General features: G+C 72.8%; 20 protein-coding genes, 1 tRNA gene and 1 pseudogene. 14 read left to right on the top strand and 8 right to left on the bottom strand.

The annotated features are described in order from the left end of the window. Positions 1–92: 92 nt before the first annotated feature. Positions 93–2,039, bottom strand: a complete 1,947-nt coding sequence (gene acs, locus DEI86_RS08340; RefSeq protein ID WP_111049282.1) for an acetate--CoA ligase — start codon at positions 2,037–2,039, stop codon at positions 93–95. A 629-nt stretch (positions 2,040–2,668) separates the two neighbouring features. Between acs and DEI86_RS08335 the strand changes: the two genes are divergently transcribed. The 14 genes from DEI86_RS08335 (at position 2,669) to DEI86_RS08270 (ending at position 16,245) form a co-directional block, all read left to right on the top strand. After that, positions 2,669–3,730, top strand: coding sequence for a TadA family conjugal transfer-associated ATPase (locus DEI86_RS08335; protein ID WP_111049281.1), 1,062 nt, complete (start codon positions 2,669–2,671; stop codon positions 3,728–3,730). Further along, positions 3,727–4,686, top strand: coding sequence for a type II secretion system F family protein (locus tag DEI86_RS08330; protein ID WP_111049280.1), 960 nt, complete (start codon positions 3,727–3,729; stop codon positions 4,684–4,686). The genes DEI86_RS08335 and DEI86_RS08330 overlap by 4 nt, the downstream gene beginning before the upstream one ends. Positions 4,687–4,842: 156 nt before the next feature. Then, positions 4,843–5,079 (top strand): DUF4244 domain-containing protein, encoded by a 237-nt coding sequence (locus DEI86_RS08325; RefSeq protein WP_111009481.1) that lies wholly within the window; start codon positions 4,843–4,845, stop codon positions 5,077–5,079. A 29-nt stretch (positions 5,080–5,108) separates the two neighbouring features. Beyond that, positions 5,109–5,417: a TadE family type IV pilus minor pilin gene (locus DEI86_RS08320; RefSeq protein ID WP_111049279.1), complete on the top strand. Its 309-nt coding sequence runs from the start codon at positions 5,109–5,111 to the stop codon at positions 5,415–5,417. A 56-nt stretch (positions 5,418–5,473) separates the two neighbouring features. Beyond that, positions 5,474–5,989, top strand: coding sequence for a hypothetical protein (locus DEI86_RS08315; RefSeq protein ID WP_111049278.1), 516 nt, complete (start codon positions 5,474–5,476; stop codon positions 5,987–5,989). Next, a complete protein-coding gene (gene topA, locus DEI86_RS08310; protein WP_111049277.1) occupies positions 5,965–8,718 on the top strand; it encodes a type I DNA topoisomerase in 2,754 nt (917 codons plus the stop codon). The genes DEI86_RS08315 and topA overlap by 25 nt, the downstream gene beginning before the upstream one ends. Continuing rightward, on the top strand, positions 8,715–9,365 hold the full coding sequence (gene tmk, locus DEI86_RS08305; protein ID WP_111049276.1) for a dTMP kinase: 651 nt from the start codon (positions 8,715–8,717) through the stop codon (positions 9,363–9,365). Before topA ends, tmk begins: the two co-directional genes overlap by 4 nt. Positions 9,366–9,414: 49 nt before the next feature. Further along, entirely contained in the window at positions 9,415–10,557 is a 1,143-nt protein-coding gene (locus DEI86_RS08300) for a DNA polymerase III subunit delta' (protein WP_111013500.1), read from the top strand. 61 nt (positions 10,558–10,618) lie between these two features. Then, positions 10,619–11,245: a TetR family transcriptional regulator gene (locus DEI86_RS08295; protein ID WP_111049275.1), complete on the top strand. Its 627-nt coding sequence runs from the start codon at positions 10,619–10,621 to the stop codon at positions 11,243–11,245. A gap of 44 nt (positions 11,246–11,289) precedes the next feature. Next, positions 11,290–11,362 (top strand) — tRNA-Thr (locus DEI86_RS08290). Between the two features lie 106 nt (positions 11,363–11,468). After that, complete coding sequence (locus DEI86_RS08285) at positions 11,469–12,488, top strand: Gfo/Idh/MocA family protein (RefSeq protein WP_111036629.1); 1,020 nt, start codon at positions 11,469–11,471, stop codon at positions 12,486–12,488. 11 nt (positions 12,489–12,499) lie between these two features. Then, entirely contained in the window at positions 12,500–14,026 is a 1,527-nt protein-coding gene (gene dacB / locus DEI86_RS08280) for a D-alanyl-D-alanine carboxypeptidase/D-alanyl-D-alanine-endopeptidase (RefSeq protein WP_258376488.1), read from the top strand. A 42-nt stretch (positions 14,027–14,068) separates the two neighbouring features. Beyond that, complete coding sequence (locus DEI86_RS08275; protein ID WP_111049274.1) at positions 14,069–14,686, top strand: isochorismatase family protein; 618 nt, start codon at positions 14,069–14,071, stop codon at positions 14,684–14,686. A gap of 23 nt (positions 14,687–14,709) precedes the next feature. After that, positions 14,710–16,245 (top strand): NAD-dependent succinate-semialdehyde dehydrogenase, encoded by a 1,536-nt coding sequence (locus DEI86_RS08270; RefSeq protein ID WP_111049273.1) that lies wholly within the window; start codon positions 14,710–14,712, stop codon positions 16,243–16,245. Between the two features lie 16 nt (positions 16,246–16,261). Here the strand turns inward: DEI86_RS08270 and DEI86_RS08265 are convergent, their stop codons facing one another. From DEI86_RS08265 to trpS, 7 genes and pseudogenes are all read right to left on the bottom strand, one after another. Next, positions 16,262–18,181, bottom strand: coding sequence for an ABC transporter ATP-binding protein (locus tag DEI86_RS08265; RefSeq protein ID WP_111049272.1), 1,920 nt, complete (start codon positions 18,179–18,181; stop codon positions 16,262–16,264). A gap of 49 nt (positions 18,182–18,230) precedes the next feature. Further along, a complete protein-coding gene (locus DEI86_RS08260) occupies positions 18,231–18,446 on the bottom strand; it encodes a helix-turn-helix domain-containing protein (RefSeq protein WP_111009491.1) in 216 nt (71 codons plus the stop codon). A gap of 145 nt (positions 18,447–18,591) precedes the next feature. Further along, on the bottom strand, positions 18,592–20,019 hold the full coding sequence (locus DEI86_RS08255; RefSeq protein WP_111049271.1) for an MFS transporter: 1,428 nt from the start codon (positions 20,017–20,019) through the stop codon (positions 18,592–18,594). Positions 20,020–20,250: 231 nt separating this feature from the next. Next, positions 20,251–20,874: pseudogene (ribA, locus tag DEI86_RS08250) on the bottom strand (GTP cyclohydrolase II); the annotation flags it as partial. Positions 20,875–20,903: 29 nt separating this feature from the next. Continuing rightward, positions 20,904–21,962, bottom strand: coding sequence for a bifunctional diaminohydroxyphosphoribosylaminopyrimidine deaminase/5-amino-6-(5-phosphoribosylamino)uracil reductase RibD (gene ribD / locus DEI86_RS08245; RefSeq protein WP_375342167.1), 1,059 nt, complete (start codon positions 21,960–21,962; stop codon positions 20,904–20,906). A 28-nt stretch (positions 21,963–21,990) separates the two neighbouring features. Beyond that, positions 21,991–22,557, bottom strand: a complete 567-nt coding sequence (locus DEI86_RS08240) for a GNAT family N-acetyltransferase (RefSeq protein ID WP_111049270.1) — start codon at positions 22,555–22,557, stop codon at positions 21,991–21,993. A 16-nt stretch (positions 22,558–22,573) separates the two neighbouring features. Continuing rightward, positions 22,574–23,581 (bottom strand): tryptophan--tRNA ligase, encoded by a 1,008-nt coding sequence (gene trpS / locus DEI86_RS08235; protein ID WP_111049269.1) that lies wholly within the window; start codon positions 23,579–23,581, stop codon positions 22,574–22,576. Positions 23,582–23,598 lie beyond the last annotated feature (17 nt).

The following is a 23,598-nucleotide window of genomic DNA, read 5'->3' as shown; positions in this document are numbered from 1 at the left end:
ATCCGGTCGTTGGTCGGACAACGCGTGCGCTTCGCGGTCCCGCCGCAGCAGGGAGGTCCGTGCCCGTTCCGCGGGCCGGCTCGACCGGTCCGTCAGAGCAACTCCGTGATCCGTCGCATCACGTCGGCGTCCGCCAGCGCCGTCGTGTCCCCGACGCCCCGTCCTTCCGCGAGGTCGCGGAGCAGCCGCCGCATGATCTTGCCCGACCGGGTCTTCGGCAGTTCCGGCACGACGACGACCTGACGCGGGCGGGCGATCGCACCGATCCGCGTGGCGACGAAGGTGCGGAGTTCCGCGGCCACGGCCTCCCGGTCGACATCGTCGGCGGACGCCCGCAGGATGACGAAGGCGACGATCGCCTGTCCGGTGGTCGGGTCGGCGGCGCCGACCACGGCCGCCTCGGCGACCGCCTGGTGCTCGACGAGCGCCGACTCGATCTCGGCGGTGGAGAGGCGATGCCCCGACACGTTCATGACGTCGTCCACCCGGCCCAGCAACCAGAGGTCGCCCTCGCCGTCGAGCCGTGCGCCGTCACCGGCGAAGTAGCGGCCGGGGAACCGCGACCAGTAGGTCTCGACGAACCGCTCCGGGTCGTTCCAGATGCCCCGCGCCATCGACGGCCACGGCTCCGTGATCGTGAGGTAGCCGCTCCCGCCTCGCGGCACGACCGCTCCGTCGTCGTCGACGACCTCGGCGCTGATCCCGGGGATCGGCGTCTGCGCGGCTCCGGGCTTCAACCGCGTCACGCCGGGGAGGGCGGACACCATGATCGCGCCCGTCTCCGTCTGCCACCAGGTGTCGACGACCGGCGTGCGGTCGTGCCCGATGACCTGCCGGAACCAGTGCCAGGCCTCCGGGTTGATGGGTTCGCCGACCGAGCCGAGGAGCCGCAACGAGCCGAGATCGCGCTCGTCCGGGATCGCACGCCCGGCCTTCATCGCCGCGCGGACGGCGGTGGGTGCCGTGTAGAGGACGGTGACCCCGTACCGGTCGACGACGTCCCACCAGCGCCCGGGACGCGGTTCGTCCGGGGTGCCTTCGTACAGCACCTGGGTGACGCCGTTCGCCAGGGGGCCGTACACGACGTAGCTGTGGCCGGTGATCCAGCCGATGTCCGCCGTGCACCAGTAGACGTCGCGGTCAGCGTGGATGTCGAACACGTTCCGGTGCGTCCACGCCGCCTGGGTCAGGTAGCCGCCCGACGTGTGGACGATCCCCTTCGGGCGCCCCGTGGTGCCCGACGTGTACAGGATGAACAGCGGCTGCTCCGCGGGGAACGCCCGGGCCTCGTGCTCCGGGGAAGCGCCCGGCACGAGGTCGTGCCACCACAGGTCGCGATCGTCCTGCCACCCGACCGCGTTCCCGCCGCGGCGGACCACGACGACGTGCTCGACCGATCCGGTCCCCGCCCCGGCGAGGGCTTCGTCGACCGCGGGCTTGAGCGGGGCGACCGCGCCCTTCCGCCAGCCGCCGTCGGCCGTCACGACGACCTTCGCGCCGGCGTCCTCGATCCGGGCGCGGAGGCTCTCGGCGCTGAAGCCGCCGAACACCACCGAGTGCACGGCGCCGATCCTGGCGACCGCGAGCATCGTCACCACGGCCTCGGGGACGAGCGGCATGTACACGACGACCCGGTCGCCGACCCCGACGCCGAGGGACTCGAGGGCGTTCGCGGCGCGGCGGACCTCGTCGGTCAGTTCCGCGTAGGTGATGTCCCGTCGGTCGCCCGGCTCGCCCTCGAAGTGGATCGCGACCCGCTCGCCGTGCCCGTCCCGTACGTGCCGGTCGAGGCAGTTCTCGGCGACGTTGAGCGTGCCGTCCTCGAACCAGCGGACGAACGGTGCGTCCGAGGTGTCGACGGTCCGCGCGAACGGAGTCCGCCAGGTGAGGAGCTCGTGTGCCTGTCGGGCCCAGAACGCCGCCGGGTCCTCTCGTGCTGCGTCGTACACGTCGGGCTGCGCGATCGCGGTCGCGGAGAACTCCGGTGACGGGGGGAACCCGTCGTGGGGCGTGACCGGGGACTCGGCGGGAGTGGGCATCGGCGTCCTTTCGCATCGTCGCGACGGGTTGTGGCTGTTCGGGACACTACCGCGGACGACGACCGTCACGCCTCCGATCCTGTCGGTGCGGACAGACTGCCCTCGGAACGGTCGCGGTGCGCCCACGACGGTGTTGTCGTGGGGTACACTGGTGGTACCGGACTCGTTTCCGGGGGCAGCGGTCGGGATTCCCCCCAATCCTCCGTTGTCTGGCGGCACCCGTTCCCCCCAACTGGTGCCGCCCCTTTCTCTTCCTGGTGAGGGTCGACGCGGTCGAGGGCGACCGTGGGCCCTCGGGACGCCTCCCGATCGCCGCGCTGTACACAGAACGGTCGGTCTGGGGGCTCGGCGGACATCGCCGCAGCGGTCCATCCCCGTCCGAGCCGAGCGGCTGACCCTCGCACCGACAGCGGTCGTCGACGCTGCTCGTCGTGCCTCGCGGCACCGTACGCCGGACCCGGGCCGCGACGACCGCGGGCGCGGACCGCACCCGCACAACGGGGTACAGATCGCGTCCCGTCGGTGCGCTCGTCACATACCTCCTCCACAGGTCGCGCCGCCTCAGAGTCATCCACCGCGGGTGCTGTCGAGCGATCGGCGCCCTCGGCGCCTGCGTACCGTTCCGCGGCATGCACGACACCGAGACGCCGCGTCCGCCCGGGGTGGCCTGGACGCAGGACGTGACACCGTTCGTTCCGTCCACGACGAGCGACGGACCGCCGCTGCTCGACTCCCGGCCCCGTCCGGACCGGCTCGTCGACTTCGACGAGCTCTACCCGCTCGTCGCCGATCCGCACATCACCGACGTGCTGGTGATCGGTGGCCGCGGAGTCTGGGTCGACGACGGGATCCGACTCCGATCCGTGGTGGGGATGGTGCTCCCGGAGGCCCGCACGCGGGAACTCGCCGTCCGCTTGGTGGCGCTGGGCGGTCGCCACGTCGACGAGTCCACGCCCTGCGCGGACGTCCACCACGTCGGCGGCATCCGCGTGCACGTCGTGCTCCGTCCGGTCGCCCACCACGGGACCGCGATCAGCATCCGGCTGCCGAGCACCGAGCAGCTCGGGCTGTCGGACCTCGAAGCGGCCGGGTTCTTCGCCAGCGTCGCCCGGACCGAGGTCGAGGACGCCGTGCGCGCGCGCCGGAACGTGCTCGTCAGCGGAGCGACCGGCAGCGGCAAGACCACCCTGCTCGGCGCGATGCTCGCACTCGTCCCGCACCACGAACGCATCCTCACGGTCGAGGACGTCGCCGAACTCCGCGTCGCTCACCCACACGTCGTCGCGCTGCAGGCCCGGCAGGCGAACGCGGAGGGTGCGGGCGCGATCGAGCTCGACCGGTTGATCCGGGAGGCCCTGCGGATGCGGCCGGACCGGATCGTCGTCGGCGAGTGTCGCGGAGCCGAGGTCCGGGAACTCATGAGCGCCCTCAACACCGGACACGACGGCGGCGCGGGCACGCTGCACGCGAACGGTGTGGCGGACGTCCCCGCGCGGCTCGAGGCCCTCGGCGCGCTCGCCGGGCTCGGATCGGACGCGCTCGCGCGGCAGGCCGTCAGCGCGTTCGAGCGTGTGTTCCACGTCGGACGGACCGCCGGGACCCGGCGGCTCCAGGCGGTCGCGTCCCTGGCGCTCGACGGAAGCGGCCGACTGGTCGTCCGTCAGACGGCACCGACGGCGGCGGCGCAGTGACCGGCCCGCACGACGCGACGACGACCTCCGGCGCCGCCCCCTCGCGTCTGGCCCGGGAGGCCCGTCCGCCCGACCGTACCGCGGAGGTCGCCACCGCCACGGCGCGCGTGCTCGAACGGGTCGCGGCGTTGGTGGGCGGCGGGCTCGCACCGCGCCGTGCCTGGCGCATCGTGGCGGCGCGGGAACCCGCGATCGCACCGCTCGTCGTCGCGTGCGACGCCGGCGAGGACCTCGTCGCGGCGATCGCCAGGCTGCCCGGTCCTGCCTGGGCGCAGGTGGCCGCGATGTGGCGGGTCGCCGAGCGCATCGGCGCGCCCGCCGGTCCGGCGCTCGCCGCGGCCGCCGCGGCGTTCCGCGACGTCGCCGAGGGCGAACGTGCCGTGGAGGTGGCGCTCGCGGGTCCACGCGCGAGTGCTCGTGTCGTCCTCGCGCTGCCGCTGGTGGGCGTGCTCTTCGGGCTCCTCTCGGGTGCGGATGCGTTGCGCTTCCTCCTCCTGACACCGCTCGGTTGGGCGTCGATCGTCGTCGCCGTCGGGCTGGTGGCGCTCGCGAGGGCCTGGACTGGCGCCCTCGTCCGTCGGGCCCGGCCGGACGGGCCCGTGCCGGGGCTCGTCCTCGAGACCTGGGCGATCGCGGTCTCGGGCGGTGCGGCGTGGTCGACCGCCGAACGGGTGGTCGCCGAGTCGGTCGTGCCGCCTCCGGACGCCGAGGCCCGCGCGGCCGCCGAGACCCTGGCCGTCGCTGCGGAGGCGGGCGTGCCCGCGGCGGCACTGCTCCGCACGAGCGCACTGGACGTCCGACGTCGCGTGGTCGCCGACCGTCTGGCTGCGGCGGAGCGGTTGAACGCCCAGCTCGTCGTGCCGCTGGGGCTGTGTGTCCTGCCGGCGTTCGTCCTCGTCGGCGTCGTCCCGGTCGTCGTCGGCATCGCGTCGTCCACCATCGCCGCCGTCACGTGATCGTGCACAAGCCGGGCGACGGCGACGTGGGCGACGACGCTGGGCCGCGATGATCAGAGCCGACACCGCGGGCGGGGGCCCGCGGTCGACCCGGGCGGACGACACGGCCGCCCGGGTGCCGGATGACCGATGTGTGCATGACAGAGAGGAACGACGATGGTGGTCGACGGGGGACGGACACGGCGGGACGCACGGCGGGCTCGGGCCCGGCGGACGACGCGGTGGGGGCGGTGGTGGTCTCGGGCGGCCGGGGAGCGGGGCTCGGCCACGGCGGAGTACGCGGTGGTGGTGCTGGCGGCGGTGGCGTTCGCAGGGGTGCTCGTGGCAGTGGTGCGGTCGGGGGCCGTCCAGTCCCTCCTCAGTGGCATCATCAGCGACGCGCTCTCGCTGTGACGTCCCCGCCCGGTGGGGAGCGCGGATCGGTGACGGTCGAGCTCGCCGTCGCGCTCCCCGTCGTCACGGTCGTGCTGGGGCTCGTGCTCGGCGGCGTGGTGCTGGCCGGCGAGCAGGCCCGGATGCAGGTCGCCGCGGCCGTGGCGGCGCGCGCCGCGGCTCGTGGGGACGGTGCGGCGGCTGCAGGCGCGGCCGGTGCCCTCGCTCCAGGCGCCGCGGTCCGGTTCGAGTTCCCGTCCGGACTCGTGTGCGCGGTGCTCCGAGCGGATCGTCGGATGGGACCGATGCCCGCGGTGTCGGTGTCGGCGCGCGGGTGTGCCGCGGCGGGCGGGCGATGACCGGGCCACCCCGGGCGCGAGCGGCGCATCCCGACGCCCGGGACGACCGCGGCGCGGTGACGATCGTGCTGGTCGCCACGGTGCTCGCCACGGTCCTCCTGTCGACCGCGGTGCTCGCCGGGATCCGGCGCGGCGTGGACGCCCTCCACGTCGCGACCGCGGCGGACTCGGCGGCGGTCGCCGGCGCGGCCGCCGCCGTCGGAGTCGTCCCGGGACCGCCCTGCGACGCGGTGTCGCACGTCGCCCGCGCCGAGGGCACGGACGTCGAACGGTGCGACGTCGACGGCGCGACGGTGACGGTCCGCCTCCGGGCCGTCGGACCGCTCGTCCCGACGGCGGCGACGGCGCGTGCGGGTCCCGCCGCCGTCGCCCGGACGATGCCCGGGCAGCACCCCGGCCTCACCACACAGCGGCGCACGCGAGCGGCGGAAGCCGCCGGTCGTGTGTGTATGGTGTGCCTGTCGGTCCGCCACCCACCGACACCCACGGTCCTTCGAGCGCCGCTCGTCGCGCGACGACCGCCCGCAGCATTCGATCAAGGAGTCACGTGCCAGGCACGAAGAAGCTCGTGATCGTCGAGAGCCCCGCGAAGGCGAAGACGATCGCCCAGTACCTCGGCGACGGGTACGAGGTCCAGGCATCCGTCGGTCACATCCGTGACCTCGTGGAGCCCAAGAACCTCCCGGCCGACAAGAAGAAGGGCTCGCTCGGCAAGTTCTCCGTCGACGTCGAGAACGGGTTCGAGCCCTACTACGTCGTCTCCGACGCGAAGAAGAAGACGGTCACCGAGCTCAAGCGCGCGTTGAAGGACGCCGACGAGCTCTACCTCGCCACTGATGAGGACCGCGAGGGTGAAGCGATCGCCTGGCACCTGCTCGAGGTCCTCAAGCCGAAGGTCCCCGTCAAGCGCATGGTGTTCCACGAGATCACGAAGGAGGCCATCCAGCGCGCGAAGGAGGCCACCCGAGACCTCGACACCGCGCTCGTCGACGCGCAGGAGACCCGCCGGATCCTGGACCGCCTGTACGGGTACGAGGTCTCCCCGGTCCTGTGGCGCAAGGTCGGCCCGGGCCTGTCCGCCGGCCGCGTGCAGTCGGCGGCCACCCGACTCGTGGTCGATCGCGAGCGCGAACGGCTCGCCTTCGTGTCGGTGAACTACTGGGATCTCACCGCGCGGTTCGCGAAGGACGCGTCGGTCTTCCCGGCCCGCCTCGCGCGGCTCAACGGCACCCGCGTCGCCGCTGGCCGTGACTTCGACGACCGCGGCAACGCCACCTCGGACGCCGTCCGGCTCGACGAGGCATCGGCGAACGGCCTCGCGTCGGTGCTCCAGCAGGCCGGCGATGCGGTCGTCCGCAGCGTCGAGTCCAAGCCGTACACACGTCGTCCCGCGGCGCCCTTCACGACGTCGACCCTGCAGCAAGAGGCAGCCCGCAAGCTGCGGTTCAGCGCGCGGCAGACCATGAGCGTCGCGCAGTCGCTGTACGAGAACGGGCACATCACCTACATGCGGACCGACTCCGCGTCGCTCTCGCAGCAGGCCGTCACCGCCGCGCGCAAGCAGGCGGCCGAGCTCTACGGTTCGGACACCGTCCCGGACAAGCCACGCACGTACGCGGGCAAGAGCAAGAACGCCCAAGAGGCCCACGAGGCCATCCGGCCGGCGGGCGACACGTTCCGGACGCCCAGCCAGATGGAGCGCGTGCTCCGCGGCAACGACTGGAAGCTCTACGACCTCATCTGGAAGCGGACGGTCGCATCGCAGATGGCCGACGCCAAGGGCTCCACGGCCTCCGTGGTGATCGGGATCGCCGCACCCGAGGCCGTCGAGGGGCTGGCGGTCACGCAGGGCGGGACGGACGCCGAGTTCACCGCGTCGGGCACGGTCATCACCTTCCGCGGGTTCCTCAACGCCTACGAGGAGGGTCGTGACGAGGACCGGCACGACGCGAGCGACGCGGCCGACACGTCGCTCCCGCAGGTGGCGGAGCGCGACCACCTCGGCGTCGAGGGCATCGAGGCCAAGGGCCACGACACGTCGGCGCCGCCGCGGTACACCGAGGCGAGCCTCGTCAAGGCGCTCGAGGAGCTCGGCATCGGCCGTCCGTCCACGTACGCCGCGATCCTGTCGACGATCGTCGACCGCGGGTACGTCACGCCGCGCGGCAGTGCGCTCGTTCCCAGCTGGATCGCCTTCAGCGTCGTCCGGCTGCTCGAGGAGTACTTCCACGACCTCGTCGAGTACGACTTCACCGCCGAGATGGAGGGCGACCTCGACCGCATCGCCGATGGCGAGGCCGACCGGGTCGATTGGCTCAACGGCTTCTACTTCGGCACCGACGCCCAACGCGGCCTCCGCGGGGTCATCGACAACCTGGGCGAGATCGACGCGCGCGAGATCAACTCCGTCCAGCTCGCGCCCGACCTGACGCTGCGCATCGGCAAGTACGGCCCCTACATCGAGGCACCGAGTGACGACCCCGAGCAGCCCCGTCGTGTGAACGTGCCCGAGGAGCTCGCACCCGACGAGCTGACGGCCGAGAAGGCGCGCGAGCTGATCGAGGCGCCCGTCGTGGGGGACCGCGTGGTCGGCATCAACCCCGCGACCGGTAAGGAGGTCCTGGCGAAGGACGGCCGGTTCGGGCCCTACGTGACCGAGCGGACGCCGGAACCCGAGGCCGAGGTCGACCAGGCCACCGGCGAGGTCCGGGCGTCCACGGCGGCAGACGCTGCCGAGGGCACGACGACGACCGCGACGGCGCCGAAGCGCACCACGAAGAAGGCAGCGCCCCCGAAGGAGCGCACGGCCTCGCTGTTCAAGTCGATGGACCCGCAGACCATCGACCTCGAGACCGCCCTCAAGCTGCTCGACCTCCCGCGCGTGGTCGGGACGGATCCGGAGTCGGGCGAGGAGATCACGGCGCAGAACGGCCGCTACGGCCCGTACCTCAAGAAGGCCGCCGACACGCGGACGCTCCCGAGCGAGGACGCCATCTTCGACATCGACCTGCCCGGGGCCCTCGAGCTCTTCGCACAGCCGAAGTACGGCGCGCGTCGAGCGTCGAGCGCGCTCAAGGAGTTCGAGGCGGACCCGGTGAGCGGCAAGCCGATCAAGGTCAAGGACGGACGCTTCGGGCCGTACGTCACCGACGGCGAGACGAACGCGACCATTCCCCGCGGCGAGGACGTCGAGGCGGTCGACTTCGACCGGGCCGTCCAGCTGCTCGCGGACAAGCGTGCGAAGGGCCCGGCGAAGCCCCGCGCCAAGGCCACCCGGAAGCCCGCCACCAAGAAGAAGTGAGCGCGTCGGGCCGGACCGGCCGCGGACGGTTCATCACCCTCGAGGGCGGCGACGGCGCGGGCAAGAGCACGCAGGCGGCCCTCCTCGAGGACTGGCTGACCGAGGGGGGCCGGACGGTCGTGCGCACCCGCGAGCCGGGCGGCACCGCGCTGGGCGAGCGCATCCGCGAGATGGTCCTGCACGAGCGTGGGCACGTCGCCCCGCGGGCCGAGGCGCTGCTCTACGCCGCCGACCGGGCACACCATGTCGAGACCGTCGTCCGGCCGGCGCTCGCCCGGGGCGACGTCGTGGTGCAGGACCGCTACATCGACTCGTCGGTGGCCTACCAGGGCGTCGCGCGATCGCTCGGCGCCGACCGGGTCCGAGCGGTCTCGGACTGGGCCGCGGACGGCCTGACCCCGGACGTGACGGTGCTGCTCGACCTCGACCCCGTCGTCGGCCGCCGTCGGGTGGCCGCCGCACGGGGGACGCTGGACCGACTCGAGTCGGAGGCGACCGCGTTCCACACCGCGGTGCGCGACGCCTTCCTCGCCATGGCCCGAGCCGAGCCGGACCGGTTCCTCGTACTCGACGCCACACGCCCCGTGGAGGAACTGGCGGGGGCGGTGCGCGCTCGGGTCGCGCAGGTGCTCGGAGCGGCGGCGTGACCTCCCGCGATCGCTCCGCGCTGTCGGTGGCCGATGAGAGTGTGTCCCGGTGAGCGTGTGGGACGGGCTGACCGGCCAGGCGGACGCGGTCGCCGCGCTCCGAGCGGCGGCCGAGGCCCCCGAAGGCAGCGGGAGCATGACGCACTCGTGGCTCATCACCGGGCCTCCCGGCTCGGGGCGGTCGAACGTGGCGCTCGCGTTCGCCGCGGCGCTCGTGGGTGACGGCCCCGACGACGACCGCGCCCTGACGCAGGTCACCGCCCGGACGCACCCGGACGTCGCGGTCCTGTCGACGCAACGGGTGATCATCACCATCGACGAGATCCGCTCGCTCGTGACGGGGTCGCACTACGCGCCGTCGGTGGGTCGGCACCGCGTCGTGATCGTCGAGGACGCCGACCGGATGACCGAGCGCACCTCGAACCTCCTGCTCAAGGCGCTCGAGGAGCCCCCGGAGCGGACGGTCTGGATCCTCTGCGCCCCGAGTGAGGCCGACCTCATCCCGACCATCCGCTCGCGGGTGCGGTCCGTGCGCCTCCGGGTCCCGGACGTCGCGTCGGTGGCCGACCTCATCGTCGCCCGCACCGGCGTCGACCGCACCCTCGCGGTCGACGCGGCCCGGCAGGCCCAGAGCCACATCGGGATGGCGCAGCGTCTGGCCACGAGCGCCGAGGCGCGGGACCGCCGTCGCCGCACCCTCGAGACCGTGCTCGCTGTCCGGAGTGTCGGGGACGCGGTGGTCGCCGCGGCCGACCTGCTCGCCGTGGCGGACGAGGACGCCAAGGCCATCACGCAGGAGAAGGACGCCGAGGAGCGTGACGCGGCGCTCCGGTCGCTCGGCGTGGAGCCGGGCGGGACGGTGCCGCCGGCGCTCCGCGGGCAGCTGCGTGGGCTCGAGGAGGACCAGAAGCGGCGCGCCACCCGGAGCCTCCGCGACGGCCTCGACCGCATCCTCGTCGACGTCATGTCCCTGTACCGCGACCTGTTGTTGCTCGGTCTCGGCGCGCCCGTCGAGCCCGTGAACGCGTCGATGCAGGCGGAACTCGATCGTGCGCTCGCATCGGTGCCTCCCGCGTCCGCGCTCGAGGTGCTCGACGCGGTCGCCCTCGCCCGAGACCGCATCGCCGCGAACGTGGCGGCGCTCCTGGCGCTGGAGGCGCTCATGGTGACGATCGCGCGGGCCGTCCGCTGATGCACGGACGCCCTCGGCGGACGACCGTCGCCGACCGCACCGCCTCTGGGATGATCAGACGATGAGCGACACCGAGCCGGGCCTGCGCGAACGCAAGCGTCGGGCGACCCGTCTGGCGATCCAGCAGGCGGCGATCCGGATCGCGCTCGAGCAGGGCCTCGCCGCGGTGACCGTCGACGAGATCTCGCGGCGCGCGGACGTCTCGCCACGCACGTTCTTCAACTACTTCCCGAACAAGGAGCAAGCGCTCTCGGGTGACGATCCCTCGTTCCCCGACGACGCGATCCTGGCCGAGTTCGCGGCCGGCGGACCGACGGGGTCGTTGCTCTCGGACGTCGGTTCGCTCCTGGTCCACTCGACGCAGGAACTCATCGCCGACCGCGAGCTGCTGCCGGAGCGGCAGCGCCTGCTCAGGGAGCACCCCCAGCTCTTCAGTCAGCGCATGGCGTCGATGAAGGAGTTCCAGGCGCAGCTCTCGGCGGTCGTGGAACGACGGCTCCTGCGTGACCACCCCGATGGCGACCCGGTCGTGCTCGCCCGGCGCTCGACGCTCGTGGCGTTGGTCGCACTCGCGGCGGTGCGGCAGGCGTGGTCGCAGTGGTCGGCGGACGAGGACGCGACCCTGGTGGACAGCATCGAGACCGCGTTCGCGGACCTCGCCGTGCTCGTTTCGCGCACACCCGCCTGATCCGCTACAGTTGACACCCGTGCCGCTCCGGATCCGGAGCGTCCGCCGCCTTAGCTCAGTCGGCAGAGCGATTCACTCGTAATGAATAGGTCGTCGGTTCGATTCCGACAGGCGGCTCGATCGAGGCCCACATCCCCACGTCGGGGTGTGGGCCTCTTCGTCGCGAGCGGTGGTCCGCGGCGCGCTTCGCACACGTCCGTCGCGGTCCCGGTAGACAGGGACCATGACGGTTCGCTGGGGCGTGATCGGGACGGGCGGCATCGCTCGCTCCTTCGTGGAGGACAGCGCCGCGCTCGGGGTGCGCTTCACCGCGGTGGGGTCGCGGACGCGGGACAGAGCGCAGGCGTTCGCGGACGAGTACGGCATCGAGCACGCCCACGGCGACTACGACGCCCTGGTCGCCGACGACACCGTCGACGCGGTGTACGTCGCGACCCCGCACTCGGCACACGCCGAGGACGCCCTGCGGGCGATCGAGGCGGGCAAGCACGTGCTGGTGGAGAAGGCGTTCACGGTGAACGCGGCGGAGGCGCGACGGGTCGTGGACGCGGCACGAGCCGCCGGGGTCCTCGTCGTCGAGGCGATGTGGACGCGGTTCCTGCCGCAGGCGAGCCGGATCCGCCAGCTCGTGCACGAGGGTCGCATCGGACGGCCTCGTCTCGTCGAGGCGACCCACCACCAGGCCCTGCCGACGGACCCGCGGCACCGACTGAACGACCCGGCGCTGGCCGGCGGTGCGCTGCTCGATCTCGGCGTCTACCCGCTGGCGTTCGCGGTCGACGCGCTCGGCGTGCCGGAGACGGTCGCGGCGGTGGGGTCCTTGAGCGATCAGGGCGTGGACACGCAGATGGGGCTCGTGCTCGGGCACCCGGACGGCGCGCAGTCGGTGCTGCACTTCGCGCTCGACCTGCGCAGCCCGAACGCGGCGTCGATCATCGGGGACGAAGGGCGGATCGACCTCGACCCGTCGTGGATCGGCCCGACGACCTACCGGCTGCGCGATCGGGACGGCCACGTGCTCGAGGAGTTCGACGGGCGTGAGGACCGCGTCGGCTACCACCACGAGGCGCGGGCGTTCGAGGAGATGATCGCGTCGGGTGACCACGAGGGCGGACCGATGCCGATCGAGCAGACCGTCGCGATCATGGAGGTCATGGACGAGGCGCGTCGGCAGGTCGGCGTGCGCTACCCGGGCGAGACGGACGACACCACCGACACTGGCGCGGAGCCGACCCACCCGTAGAATCGTCGGCGATGTCCGACGACCTCGACGCGCCGAACCACGCCGACCACGTCCCCGCCGCCGACGCCCCGCACGGTGGGCGCGCGGCCTTGACGCGCCTCCGCGGTGCGGTCGCGCGACGCCCGATGCCGTGGGCGGTCGGCGCCTTCGTCGCGGTCCTCGTGCTCGGGTCCGGTGGCGCCGCCGCGATCGCGGCGGCGACGACACCCGGCGCCGGGAGGCCCGTGACCGGCGTGACGGCGGCGAGTGGCGCCTCCCGGTCCGCGCCTCCGGCGACACGGTCGGCGACACCGACGCCGACGCCGACGGTGGCCGCCCGACCGGTGCCGACCGACCCCGCCGGTCCGACGGCGATCGGGACGTGCTCGGTCGCAGGGGCGGCCTCCGCCGCTGGTCTCGGTCAGTTCGAGGGCGTCGTCGTCGACGCCGCGACGGGCGAGACCCTGTTCGACCGGAGCGGCGGCACGCCCGCACGGACGGGGAGCGTCATGAAGACGCTCACGACCGCGACGGCGCTCGCCGACCTCGGTGCGGGCTACCGCATCCCGACCACGGTGGTCTCCGAGGGCGGCGGCACCGTCGCGATCGTCGGCCACGGTGACCCGACCCTCTCGGCGGGCGGGGCCACCGTCTACCCCGGGGCCCCGACGCTCGTGCAGTTGGCGCAACAGGTCAAGACGACGCTCGGCAGCACGCCCGTGACGACGATCGTCACCGACGACACGTACTGGAACGACGCGGACGCGTGGGACCCGACGTGGCCGGTCACCGAGCGGACCATCGGTTACCAGCCGGAGATCACCGCGCTCATGGTGGACGGTGACCGCGCCAGTCCCGGTCTCGCGACCTCCCCCCGGTCGACCGATCCCGTCGGCCGCGCTGGCGCGATGTTCCGCACCGCCCTGGCGAACGCGGGCGTGGTCGGTGCGGCGTCGGCGACGATCACGAAGCGCGCCACCACGGGCACGACGACCATCGCCGAGGTACAGTCGCAGCCGGTGTCGACCCTGATCGGGCAGATGATCCCGAACTCCGACAACACGCTCGCCGAGATGCTCGCCCGGATCTCGTCGAAGGTGTCGGGGTCGAACGGCTCAGCGGCATCGCTGACCGGCGTGTACCGCGCGGCCCTGTCGACCTACGGCATCGACGCCTCGGCGATCACGATCAGGGACGGCTCGGGCGAGAGCGCCTCGAACGCGGTCGCACCGGCGCTCGTCGCGAAGCTCATGGTGCAGGTCGCGGCCGGGCAGAAGGGCCTCGGCGTGCTCGCGCAGTCGCTGCCGATCGCCGGTCGCACCGGGACGCTCGCCGGTCGCTTCACGGGCGCGAACGCGGTCGCCGCGGGCAAGGTGCACGCCAAGACGGGCTGGATCGACACCGCGAACACACTCGGCGGGTACATGGACGCCGCGGACGGCACGCGGCTGACGTTCGCGTTCTACGCCCTCGGGTCGTCGCGGGCCGCCGCGCTGCCGGCGCTCGACGCGATCACCGCCGCGGTCTACCGATGCGGCGGCAAGCTCGCGAACTCCTGACCGTCTGCGGCCGCGGTCGGCGGCAGGGGACAGGATGGTCGCATGACCAGAGCGCTCGTGATCGTGGACGTCCAGAACGACTTCACCGAGGGCGGCGCCCTCGGTGTCGACGGAGGTGCCGTGACCGCCGCGCGCATCACGACCTTCCTCGGGCGGCACGCGGGCGACTACGACGTCATCGTCGCCTCGCGCGACTGGCACCACGGCGACGACGACAACGGCGGTCACTTCGCGTCGGGGGAGCCGGACTACGTCACGACGTGGCCGGTGCACTGTGTGGCGGGCACTTTCGGGGCGGAGTACCACCCGGACCTCGACACCGCACCGGTCGACATCCACGTGCGGAAGGGCATGGGGGAGCCGGCGTACTCCGCGTTCGAGGGTGTCGACGACCAGGGCCGGGGGCTCGTCGACCTGCTGTACGACCGGAAGGTGCACGCCCTCGACGTCGTCGGCATCGCGACCGACCACTGTGTCCGGGCGACGGCCCTCGACGGTGCCCGAGCCGGCCTCGACGTCTTCGTGTTCGAGGACCTCGTCGCCGGGGTCGCGTCCGGACCGAGCGCGGCCGCACTCGACGAGATCCGCGCGGCCGGTGGGCACGTCGGTCGGAGCGACGTCGGGGAGGGACTCGAACGCACCGACGGCGCCCAGATCTGACGCGCGACCCCGAGGAGACGAGCATGAGCGACGGGACCACCACGACCGCGCACCCGAGCGAGACCACCACCGCGCACACGACCACGATCGACGACGGCGTCGTCCGGGTGACGGACGTGCCGACGGGCCTGTTCATCGCGGGCGGATGGCGTGCCTCGTCGTCCGGCCGGACCTTCGACGTCCGCGACCCGTCGACGGGCGCCGTCATCGCCGCCGTGGCCGATGCCACCCCCGAGGACGCGATGGCGGCCCTCGACGCCGCGGTGGTCGCGCAGGACGCCTGGGCTGCGACCTCGCCCCGAGGGCGCTCCGACGTGCTCCGTCGCACGTTCGACCTGGTGCACGAGCACGCCGAGGACCTCGCGCGGCTGATGTCGCTCGAGATGGGCAAACCCCTGGCCGAGGCGCGCGGCGAGGTCGTGTACGGCGCCGAGTTCCTCCGGTGGTTCAGCGAGGAGGCCGTGCGCATCGGCGGCTCCTACGGCACGAACCCCGAGGGCACGGGTCGCGCCATCGTCCTGAAGCGCCCGGTCGGCCCGGTCTACGCGATCACGCCGTGGAACTTCCCCCTGGCGATGGCGACGCGGAAGATCGGGCCGGCGCTCGCCGCGGGCTGCACCATCGTCGTGAAGCCCGCCGACCTGACGCCCCTGACGACCCTGTACCTCGCGCGGCTGTTCGCCGAGGCCGGGCTGCCTGCCGGGGTGCTCGGTGTCGTGCCGACCTCGGACGCCCCGGCGCAGTCGGAGCCGCTCATCGCCGATCCGCGACTCCGGAAGCTCACGTTCACCGGGTCCACGCCCGTCGGCTCGGCACTGCTCAAGCTGGCCGCGGACAACGTGCTCCGGACGAGCATGGAGCTGGGCGGCAACGCGCCACTCGTGGTGTTCGACGACGCGGACCTCGAGACCGCCGTGTCCGCGGCGATGGCAGCGAAGTTCCGCAACGTGGGCGAGGCCTGCACGGCGGCGAACCGCTTCTTCGTGCAGGCCGGGATCGCCGATGCCTTCGTCGCGGCGCTCACCGACCGCGTCCGCGGGTTCCGCATCGGCCGCGGGACCGAGGACGGCACGACCATGGGGCCGCTCATCGACGAGCGCTCGGTCGACAAGGCGGCGCGACTCGTCGCGGACGCCGTCGATCGCGGGGCGACCCTCGTGCTCGGCGGGGAGCGCGTGGACCGTCCGGGGACCTACTACGCCCCGACGGTGCTCGACACGGTCCAGCCCGGGTCCGCGATCCTGTCGACCGAGATCTTCGGGCCGGTCGTGGCGATCACCCGGTTCGACACCGAGGCCGAGGCCGTCCGGCTGGCGAACGACACCGAGTACGGTCTCGTCTCGTACGTGTTCACGAAGGACCTCGCGCGCGGCCAGCGCATGGCGGAGCGGCTCGAGTCGGGCATGGTCGGGCTGAACACGGGTGTCGTCTCGAACGCGGCGGCACCGTTCGGTGGTGTCAAGGCGTCGGGGCTCGGGCGTGAGGGTGCCCACGACGGTCTCGAGGAGTACCTCGAGACCGTGTACGTCCTGACGCCGGATCCGTTCGCCGCGCCCTGACCGTCCGGGCAGGCCCTCAGACCAGGAGCTGGTGCTTCGCCAGGTCCCGGTAGAGCGGCGTCGTCTGCACGAGTTCCGAATGGGTGCCCTGCCCGACGACGCGTCCCTGCTCGAGCACGACGATGTGGTCCGAGTCGACGACGGTGGAGAGCCGGTGCGCGATCACGAGGAGCGTGCGGTCCTCGGCCACCGCGTCGATCGCGGCCCGCATCCGCTGCTCGTTGATGCCGTCGAGGCTCGACGTCGACTCGTCGAGCAGCAGGATCGGCGGTGCGGCGAGGAGCGCGCGGGCGATCGCGAGCCGCTGGCGCTCACCGCCGGACAGCATGACGCCGTCCTCGCCGACCTGGGCGTCGAGGCCGCGTTCGTCGCGCTCGAGCACGTCGGACAGGTTGACGGCCTCGAGGACGCGCACGCACTCGGCTTCGGTCGCTTCGGGCTTGCCGAGCAGCAGGTTCGCCCGGATCGTCCCCGCGAGCACGGGGGCGTCCTGTTCGACGTACCCGATCTGGCTGCGGAGCTCGGCACGGTCGAGCCCGCGGACGTCGATCCCGCCGAGTCGGACGACGCCGTCGGTCGGGTCGTAGAACCGCTCGATGAGCGCGAGCGTCGTGCTCTTGCCGGCACCGGAGGGGCCGACGAGCGCGACGCGCGTGCCGCGCCGCACGCCGAAGGACACGTCGTGCAGGACGGCCGTGTCGCTGGCCGTGCCGATCGTGTCGCCGTCCGGCCGGGAGGCGGTGCGCGCGCCCGGCAGGCCGCGCGCGTCCGCCCCGTCGACCGCGGGGACCGCCACGGCGGCAGCGGTTCCCGGGACCGTGCCGTCCGCCTCCGTCACCGCGCGGACGGCGGCCTCGCGGTAGTGGAAGGACACGTGCTCGAAGGTGATGGCGTCGTCCGTGGCGACCGCGGGGGCCGGGAGGGCGGCGTGGTCGTCCTGGTCCTCGGTGGGCAGGTCGAGGATCTCCTGGATGCGGCCGAGGGCCCCGAGGGCTTGATTGACCGCGACCGCCGCACCGAACGCCTGACCGAGCGGCATGATCATCATGAACAGCAGCAGGATGAACGTCACGAGGGTGGCGACCTGGATGCTGCCCGCGGCGACCTGTCCTCCGCCGACGCCGATCACGACGATGAACGAGAGCTGCATGGCGATGCTCGCCACGGGGACGACGAACGCCGACATCCGCGCGATGTCGAGACCGCGGCGGTAGGCCTCCGAGGCGTGGCCGTCGATCTCCGTGACCTCGCGTTCGGTGGCACCCGCGGCTCGGATCGTGCGGACGGCGCTGATGCCGCGCTCCACTGCGGCCGTCAGGTCGCCCACCTTCTCCTGCGCGGCCTTGCTCGCGGCGCGGATCCGGCGCGACAGCACGCCGACGACGACGATCGAGACGGCGATCACGATGGCGGTGAGGCCGAGCAGGAGCGGGTCGATGATCGCCATGCCCACGACGGCGCCGATGAAGGTCAGGGCGCCCCCGACCGCTTCGACGAGTCCCTGGGTCAGGACCGCGCGGAGGAGCGTCGTGTCGCTGCCGACGCGGGACACGAGGTCACCCGTGCGGCGGACGTCGAACTCGGAGATCGGGAGGGACAGGATCCGCGCGACGAGGCGCCGCCGGCTCGACAGCACGACGCCCTCGCCTGCCCGCTGGAGCATGAAGTGCTGGAAACCGTTGATGAGCCCCGCGACGACGACCATCGCCGCGAGCGCGACGACGAGCAGGGTCAGGGTGTGCCCCGCCTCGACGGCCTGGATCACCTGGTTCACGAGCAGGGGCTGTGCGAGCGACGCAGCCGAGCCGAGCACGCTGAGCACGACGATGAACACCATCACCGGGCGGTTCTCGAACAGGTACGGGAGCAGTGAACGGAAGGTCGCGCGGGGTCCGTCCGGCTGCTTGCGGCCGCGTCGGGCCAGGGGATTGCTCATCGGTTCCTTCTCGGGTGGTGCCGGGCGCATGCCCGTGACGGAGGTCGCGTCAGCAGCGGCCGTACTTCTTGTGCACGGCCTGACGGCTCACGCCGAGGAGCGTGGCGATCTCCTGCCACGAGGCTCCGGCGTTGCGTGCGCGACGGGCGGCGATCGCCTCGACCCGGTCGACCTCGCGACGGAGGTCCCGCACGGCACCGAGGGCCGTGAACGGGTCGTCGTCGCCGGCGTCGGCCGCGAGCGCGGTGATCGTGCCGCTGTCCATGGGTGTCAACCTACATTGACACTCGCAGCATGTCAACCCGCGTTGACGGAGGCGCCCGTCCGCGCCACGGCGACGGGCGCCCGTCGACCGGTGCCGGTCCTCCCGGTCGGTCGGCGAGCGCCCGTCGTGCTGGCGGTGGCCCGCGTCAGGGAGCGAGGCTCCCGGCGCTGGTGGTCCCCCCTGTCGTGCCGGCGCCGACGGTGCCGTCCGTGCGGTCGAAGTCGCTCCCGCGGGTCTCGCGGACGAAGAACAGCGCGACGAGTGTGACGACCGCCGCTCCCGTCAGGTAGAGCCCGACGAGGAAGATGTTCCCCTTGGCGCTCCACAGGGCGATCGCGACGGTCGGGGCGAGGGAGGCACCGAGGATGCTCGCGACGTTGTAGGCGACGGCCGAGCCCGTGTACCGGACGTTCGCGGGGAACAGCTCGGGCAGGAGCGCACCCATCGGACCGAACGTCAGGCCCATGAGCGAGAGTCCGACGACGAGGAACGTCACCGTGCCGAGCGGCCCATGCGCGGACGCGAACCAGAACTGGAACGTCAGGCCGAACAGCACGATACCGATCGTCGTCAGGATGAGCGTCGGGCGGCGCCCGAAGCGGTCCGCGAGCATGCCGGCGATCGGCGTGAAGATCCCGAAGAAGACGACGCCGATCATGAGGAGGCCGAGGAACTCGCCCCGCGGGTACCCGAGCCCGATCTTCGCACCGGCGGTCACGGTGGACGGCGCCGTGCCGTACGTCAGCGTGAACGTCGTCATGAAGTAGAACAGCACGTACGTCGCGACCATCCCGAACGTCCCGACGACGACCGCACGCCAGGACGTGCGGAACACACGGCCGAGCGGCACCTTGGCGACCGCGCCCGATTCCACGACCCCCGTGAACACCGGCGACTCGATGAGCTTGAACCGGACGTAGAGTCCGATCACCACGAGCACGGCGCTGAGGAGGAACGGGATCCGCCAGCCGAAGGACTGGAACGCGGGCGATGCCGCCTGTCCCGCCGCGGCCGGCATGAGCGCGTTGAGCACGATGAAGACGCCGTTGGCGATGAGGAACCCGATCGGCGCGCCGAGCTGGGGGAGCGACCCGAAGACGCCCCGGCGGCCGGACGGCGCGTTCTCGGTCGCCAGAAGCGCCGCCCCGCTCCACTCGCCCCCGAGGCCGACGCCCTGGCAGAACCGCATGACGGCGAGGAGGACCGGCGCCCAGACACCGATCTGCGCGAACGTCGGCAGGACGCCGATGAGGAACGTCGCGCTCCCCATCACGAGGAGGGAGGCGACCAGCGTGGTCTTCCGGCCGATGCGGTCACCGAAGTGGCCGAAGATGATCGATCCGACCGGGCGTGCGAAGAACGCCAGCGCGAACGTCACGAACGACGACAGCTGCGAGGCGACCGCGCTCTCGTTCGGGAAGAACAGGCTGGGGAACACGAGGACCGCGGCGGTCGCGTAGACGTAGAAGTCGTAGAACTCGATCGACGTGCCGACGAGGCTGGCGATCACCACGCGTGAGCGCGGGTTGGTGGTGGGTGCGGCGACGGACGTCGCCGGAGCGGGTGCGGACATGGTTGCGCGTCGGACTCCGAGGGGAGCACCCGGGACGGGTGCGGTGCGGACACGAACGTCGGGTCGACGACCGGTTCGCGCAGGTGGGCGCGGACACCGGTCGGATGCGTTCGTCGAGGTACCGCTCGTGACGGTCCACACAGTCTACGTGCTCGTCGTCGAACCTGCGAATCCGCCCAGAGCCTGGGATACCAACGCCGCGGCGCCGGATGGGCTCCGCCGCCCGACCGATCAGCCGGGGAGGTCCGCCTCGAGATGCGCGGGGAGGGCGTGTCCCATCCGGTCGCGCTTCGTGTCGAGGTAGCCGGCGTTCTCGGCCGAGACACCGACCACGAGCGGCACGAGCTCGTCGACGACGATCCCGTGCTCCTCGAGCTGCCGGCGCTTCTCGGGGTTGTTCGACAGCAGCCGGATGTGGGTGATCCCGAGGTCCGTGAGGATCCCCGCTGCCCCGCCGTACTCACGCGCGTCCGCGGGCAGGCCGAGCGCGAGGTTCGCGTCGAGCGTGTCGAGCCCGTCCTCCTGCAGCCGGTAGGCGCGGAGCTTGTCGATGAGCCCGATGCCCCGGCCCTCCTGCCCCCGCAGGTAGACGACGACCCCGCCCTCGGCGGCGATGGTGTCGAGCGCGGCGTCGAGCTGCGGGCCGCACTCGCACTTGAGCGACCCGAAGGCCTCGCCGGTCAGGCACTCCGAGTGCACTCGAACGAGCGCTCCGTCGGCCGGGGCGTTCCCGGTGCGGTCGCGCGCGATGACGGCGACGTGGTCCGCCCCGGTCACGAGGTCCCGGTACGCGCGCATCTCGAACCGGCCGTGGACGGTCGGGACGGTGGTGGCGACCTCGAACCGCACGGGACTGCCCGGTGTGGGGGAGGTCAGCGCGTCGCTCATGTGGTGCTCCGGTCGATGCGGGCCCGGAACAGCAGGTCCGGGCCGAGTTCCGTGGACGATGCGATGGTCAACCGCAGGCGGTCGTCCATGCTTCCCACGCCGAGGTCATCGAGGGCCGTGCGTGGACCGCCGAGCAGCACCGGCGCCGCGTACACCAGCAGTTCGTCGGCGAGGCCGCGCCGGATGAGGGCGCTCGCGACCGTCGGACCGCCCTCCGCGAAGACGGTGTGCACCCCGAGGGGGCGGAGGGAGCGCAGCGCGGCCTCGAGGTCGTGGCCCGGAACCGCGCGGAAGCCGCGGGGATGGCGGCGCAGTGCGGCGTCGTCCGGCACCGCGCGGTCACCGACCACGACGGGCAGGGGCTGCACCGGCATGAGCTCGCCCGCGTCGCCCCGCGCGGTGAGGCTCGGATCGTCGGCGAGCACGGTACCGGTACCGACGAGCAGCGCATCGTGGTCCGCGCGCTGCTCGTGGACGTGCTGCCGCGCGGCCGCCCCCGTGATCCACTTGCTCGAGCCGTCCGCCGCCGCGGCCCGGCCGTCGAGGCTCATGGCCCACTTCACCGTCACCCAGGGCCGGCCGAGTCGGACCGAGAGCAGCCAGCGCTCGAGGAACGACTCGGCCTCGTCCGCGAGGAGCCCGGACACGACGTCGACGCCCGCGGCGCGGAGGCGTGCGGCACCGCCGTGCGCGTGCTCGCCCGGGTCGTCGATCGCGTACACGACGCGGGTCACCCCGGCGTCGAGCAGAGCGACCGAGCACGGTCCGGTGCGGCCGACGTGGTCGCACGGCTCGAGCGTGACCACCATCGTCGCACCACGGGCCGCGCCCGGCGGGAGCGCTGACAGTGCCTCGACCTCGGCGTGGGGCGTGCCCGCACCACGGTGGTGTCCCTCGGCGAGCACGGAGCCGTCCGACGCCAGGACGACGGCGCCGACGCGCGCGTGGTCGCCGACGCGCGGACCCTCGGCCGCGAGTTCGAGCGCGCGGCGCATGGCCCGCTCCTCGGCCGGGGAGACGGGTCCGGAGGGCGCGGTGCTCACCCGGTCGAGCATAGCGAGGCTCCCGGCCGCCGGCCGGGCGTCAGGCGTCGAGCGCGGCCGCCGGCCACGGCAGGTCCGAGGCCGATCGGCCGTCCGCTCGGAGCAGTCCCTTCCAGCAGGTCACGGGGGTGCCGTCACGGCCGGGGATGAGCCCGGGTCCGGTCCCGGTGTAGGCGAACCCCGCCCGTCGCGCCACCGCGGCCGACGCCCGGTTGCCGACGAAGCACTCCCAGTACACGTCCTCGTGGCCCTGCTCGAACGCCCACCCGGTCACGAGTCGCACGGCCTCGGCCATGAGCCCGTGCCCGCGCGCCGAGGGCGCGAGCCAGAACCCGATGTCGCGGTGCGCGGGCCGGAACGCCACGACGCCCTCGAGCCACGTGCTCGACGGCCGGCGGATCGCCCACGTGTACTCGCGGTCGGACGCCCAGCCCGGGCCGACCAGGGCGTCGACGAAGGCATGGGCGTCACGCGGCCCGTACGGCGTCGGGATCGTCGTCCAACGCGCGATCTCGGCGTCCTGGCACGCCTCGGTGATCGCGGGTGCGTCCGCCCGCGTCGGCATGTCGAGGCGGGCGACGGGGGACCGCAGCGTGACGGGGAGCACGTCCGGCGGGGACGGGTCAGCGGTGCCGCGGCACGAAGCCGATGCGGTCGTAGACGGTGGCGAGCGTGGACTCGGCGATCGACTCCGCCCGGTCCGCCCCGACGGCGAGGAGCCGGTCGAGCTCGGCCGGGTCGTCGAGCAGCTCGAGGGTCCGCGCGCGGACGGGCTCGAGCTCGGCCACGACGGCGTCCGCCACGGAGCCCTTGAGATCGCCGTAACCCTTGCCCACGAAGGCCTGCTCGAGCTCCGGGACCGGGGTCCGCGTGAACGCCGACAGGATCGTGAGCAGGTTGGTCACGCCCGGCTTGTGCTCGCGGTCGGCCCGGACGTCGCGCTCGGTGTCCGTGACGGCCGATCGGATCTTCTTGGCGGTGCGCTTCGGGTCGTCGAGCAACTGGATGAGACCCGCGTCGGTCGCCGCCGACTTGCTCATCTTGCTCGTCGGCGTCTGCAGGTCGTAGATCCGTGCGGTCTCGGCCAGGATGTGGGCCTCGGGCACGACGAACGTGTCGCCGAAGCGCGAGTTGAAGCGGCCCGCGAGGTCCCGCGTCAGCTCGACGTGCTGGCGCTGGTCATCGCCGACCGGCACGATCGCGGACCCGTAGAGCAGGATGTCGGCGGCCATGAGCATCGGGTACGTGAACAGGCCGACGGACGCCGACTCGGTGCCCTGCCGTGCGGCCTTGTCCTTGAACTGGGTCATCCGGCTCGCCTCGCCGAAGCCGGTGATGGTGTTGAGCACCCAGGCGAGTTCGGCGTGCGCGGGGACGTGCGACTGCACGAACAGCGTGGACTGCTCGGGGTCGATCCCGGCCGCGATGTACTGCGCGGCCGTGCGACGGGTGTTCTCGCGCAGGGCGGCCGGGTCCTGCGGCGAGGTGATCGCGTGCATGTCGACGACGCAGTAGATGGCGTCGTACGTGGTCTGCAGGTCCCGCCACTGCATGAGCGCGCCGATGTAGTTGCCGAGGTGGAGCGATCCGGCGGACGGCTGGATGCCGGAGAACAAGCGGGTCTTCGTCATGGTGCAGGTGTCCTTGC

Origin of the sequence: Curtobacterium sp. MCBD17_028 (assembly GCF_003234875.1) — a bacterium.
GTDB lineage: Bacteria > Actinomycetota > Actinomycetes > Actinomycetales > Microbacteriaceae > Curtobacterium.
Note: the sequence above shows the minus strand (reverse complement) of the source record. Positions and strands in the feature narration are given on the sequence as shown.

What these genes read in the sequence shown, in the direction of transcription:
- ribD (WP_375342167.1), bottom strand. Translation starts at nt 21,962, where the DNA reads ATGCTCGACCGGGTGAGCACCGCGCCCTCCGGACCCGTCTCCCCGGCC.
- DEI86_RS08270 (WP_111049273.1), top strand. Translation starts at nt 14,710, where the DNA reads ATGAGCGACGGGACCACCACGACCGCGCACCCGAGCGAGACCACCACC.
- acs (WP_111049282.1), bottom strand. Translation starts at nt 2,039, where the DNA reads ATGCCCACTCCCGCCGAGTCCCCGGTCACGCCCCACGACGGGTTCCCC.
- DEI86_RS08265 (WP_111049272.1), bottom strand. Translation starts at nt 18,181, where the DNA reads ATGAGCAATCCCCTGGCCCGACGCGGCCGCAAGCAGCCGGACGGACCC.
- DEI86_RS08255 (WP_111049271.1), bottom strand. Translation starts at nt 20,019, where the DNA reads ATGTCCGCACCCGCTCCGGCGACGTCCGTCGCCGCACCCACCACCAAC.
- trpS (WP_111049269.1), bottom strand. Translation starts at nt 23,581, where the DNA reads ATGACGAAGACCCGCTTGTTCTCCGGCATCCAGCCGTCCGCCGGATCG.
- DEI86_RS08335 (WP_111049281.1), top strand. Translation starts at nt 2,669, where the DNA reads ATGCACGACACCGAGACGCCGCGTCCGCCCGGGGTGGCCTGGACGCAG.
- DEI86_RS08325 (WP_111009481.1), top strand. Translation starts at nt 4,843, where the DNA reads ATGGTGGTCGACGGGGGACGGACACGGCGGGACGCACGGCGGGCTCGG.
- DEI86_RS08285 (WP_111036629.1), top strand. Translation starts at nt 11,469, where the DNA reads ATGACGGTTCGCTGGGGCGTGATCGGGACGGGCGGCATCGCTCGCTCC.
- dacB (WP_258376488.1), top strand. Translation starts at nt 12,500, where the DNA reads ATGTCCGACGACCTCGACGCGCCGAACCACGCCGACCACGTCCCCGCC.
- DEI86_RS08275 (WP_111049274.1), top strand. Translation starts at nt 14,069, where the DNA reads ATGACCAGAGCGCTCGTGATCGTGGACGTCCAGAACGACTTCACCGAG.
- DEI86_RS08260 (WP_111009491.1), bottom strand. Translation starts at nt 18,446, where the DNA reads ATGGACAGCGGCACGATCACCGCGCTCGCGGCCGACGCCGGCGACGAC.
- DEI86_RS08295 (WP_111049275.1), top strand. Translation starts at nt 10,619, where the DNA reads ATGAGCGACACCGAGCCGGGCCTGCGCGAACGCAAGCGTCGGGCGACC.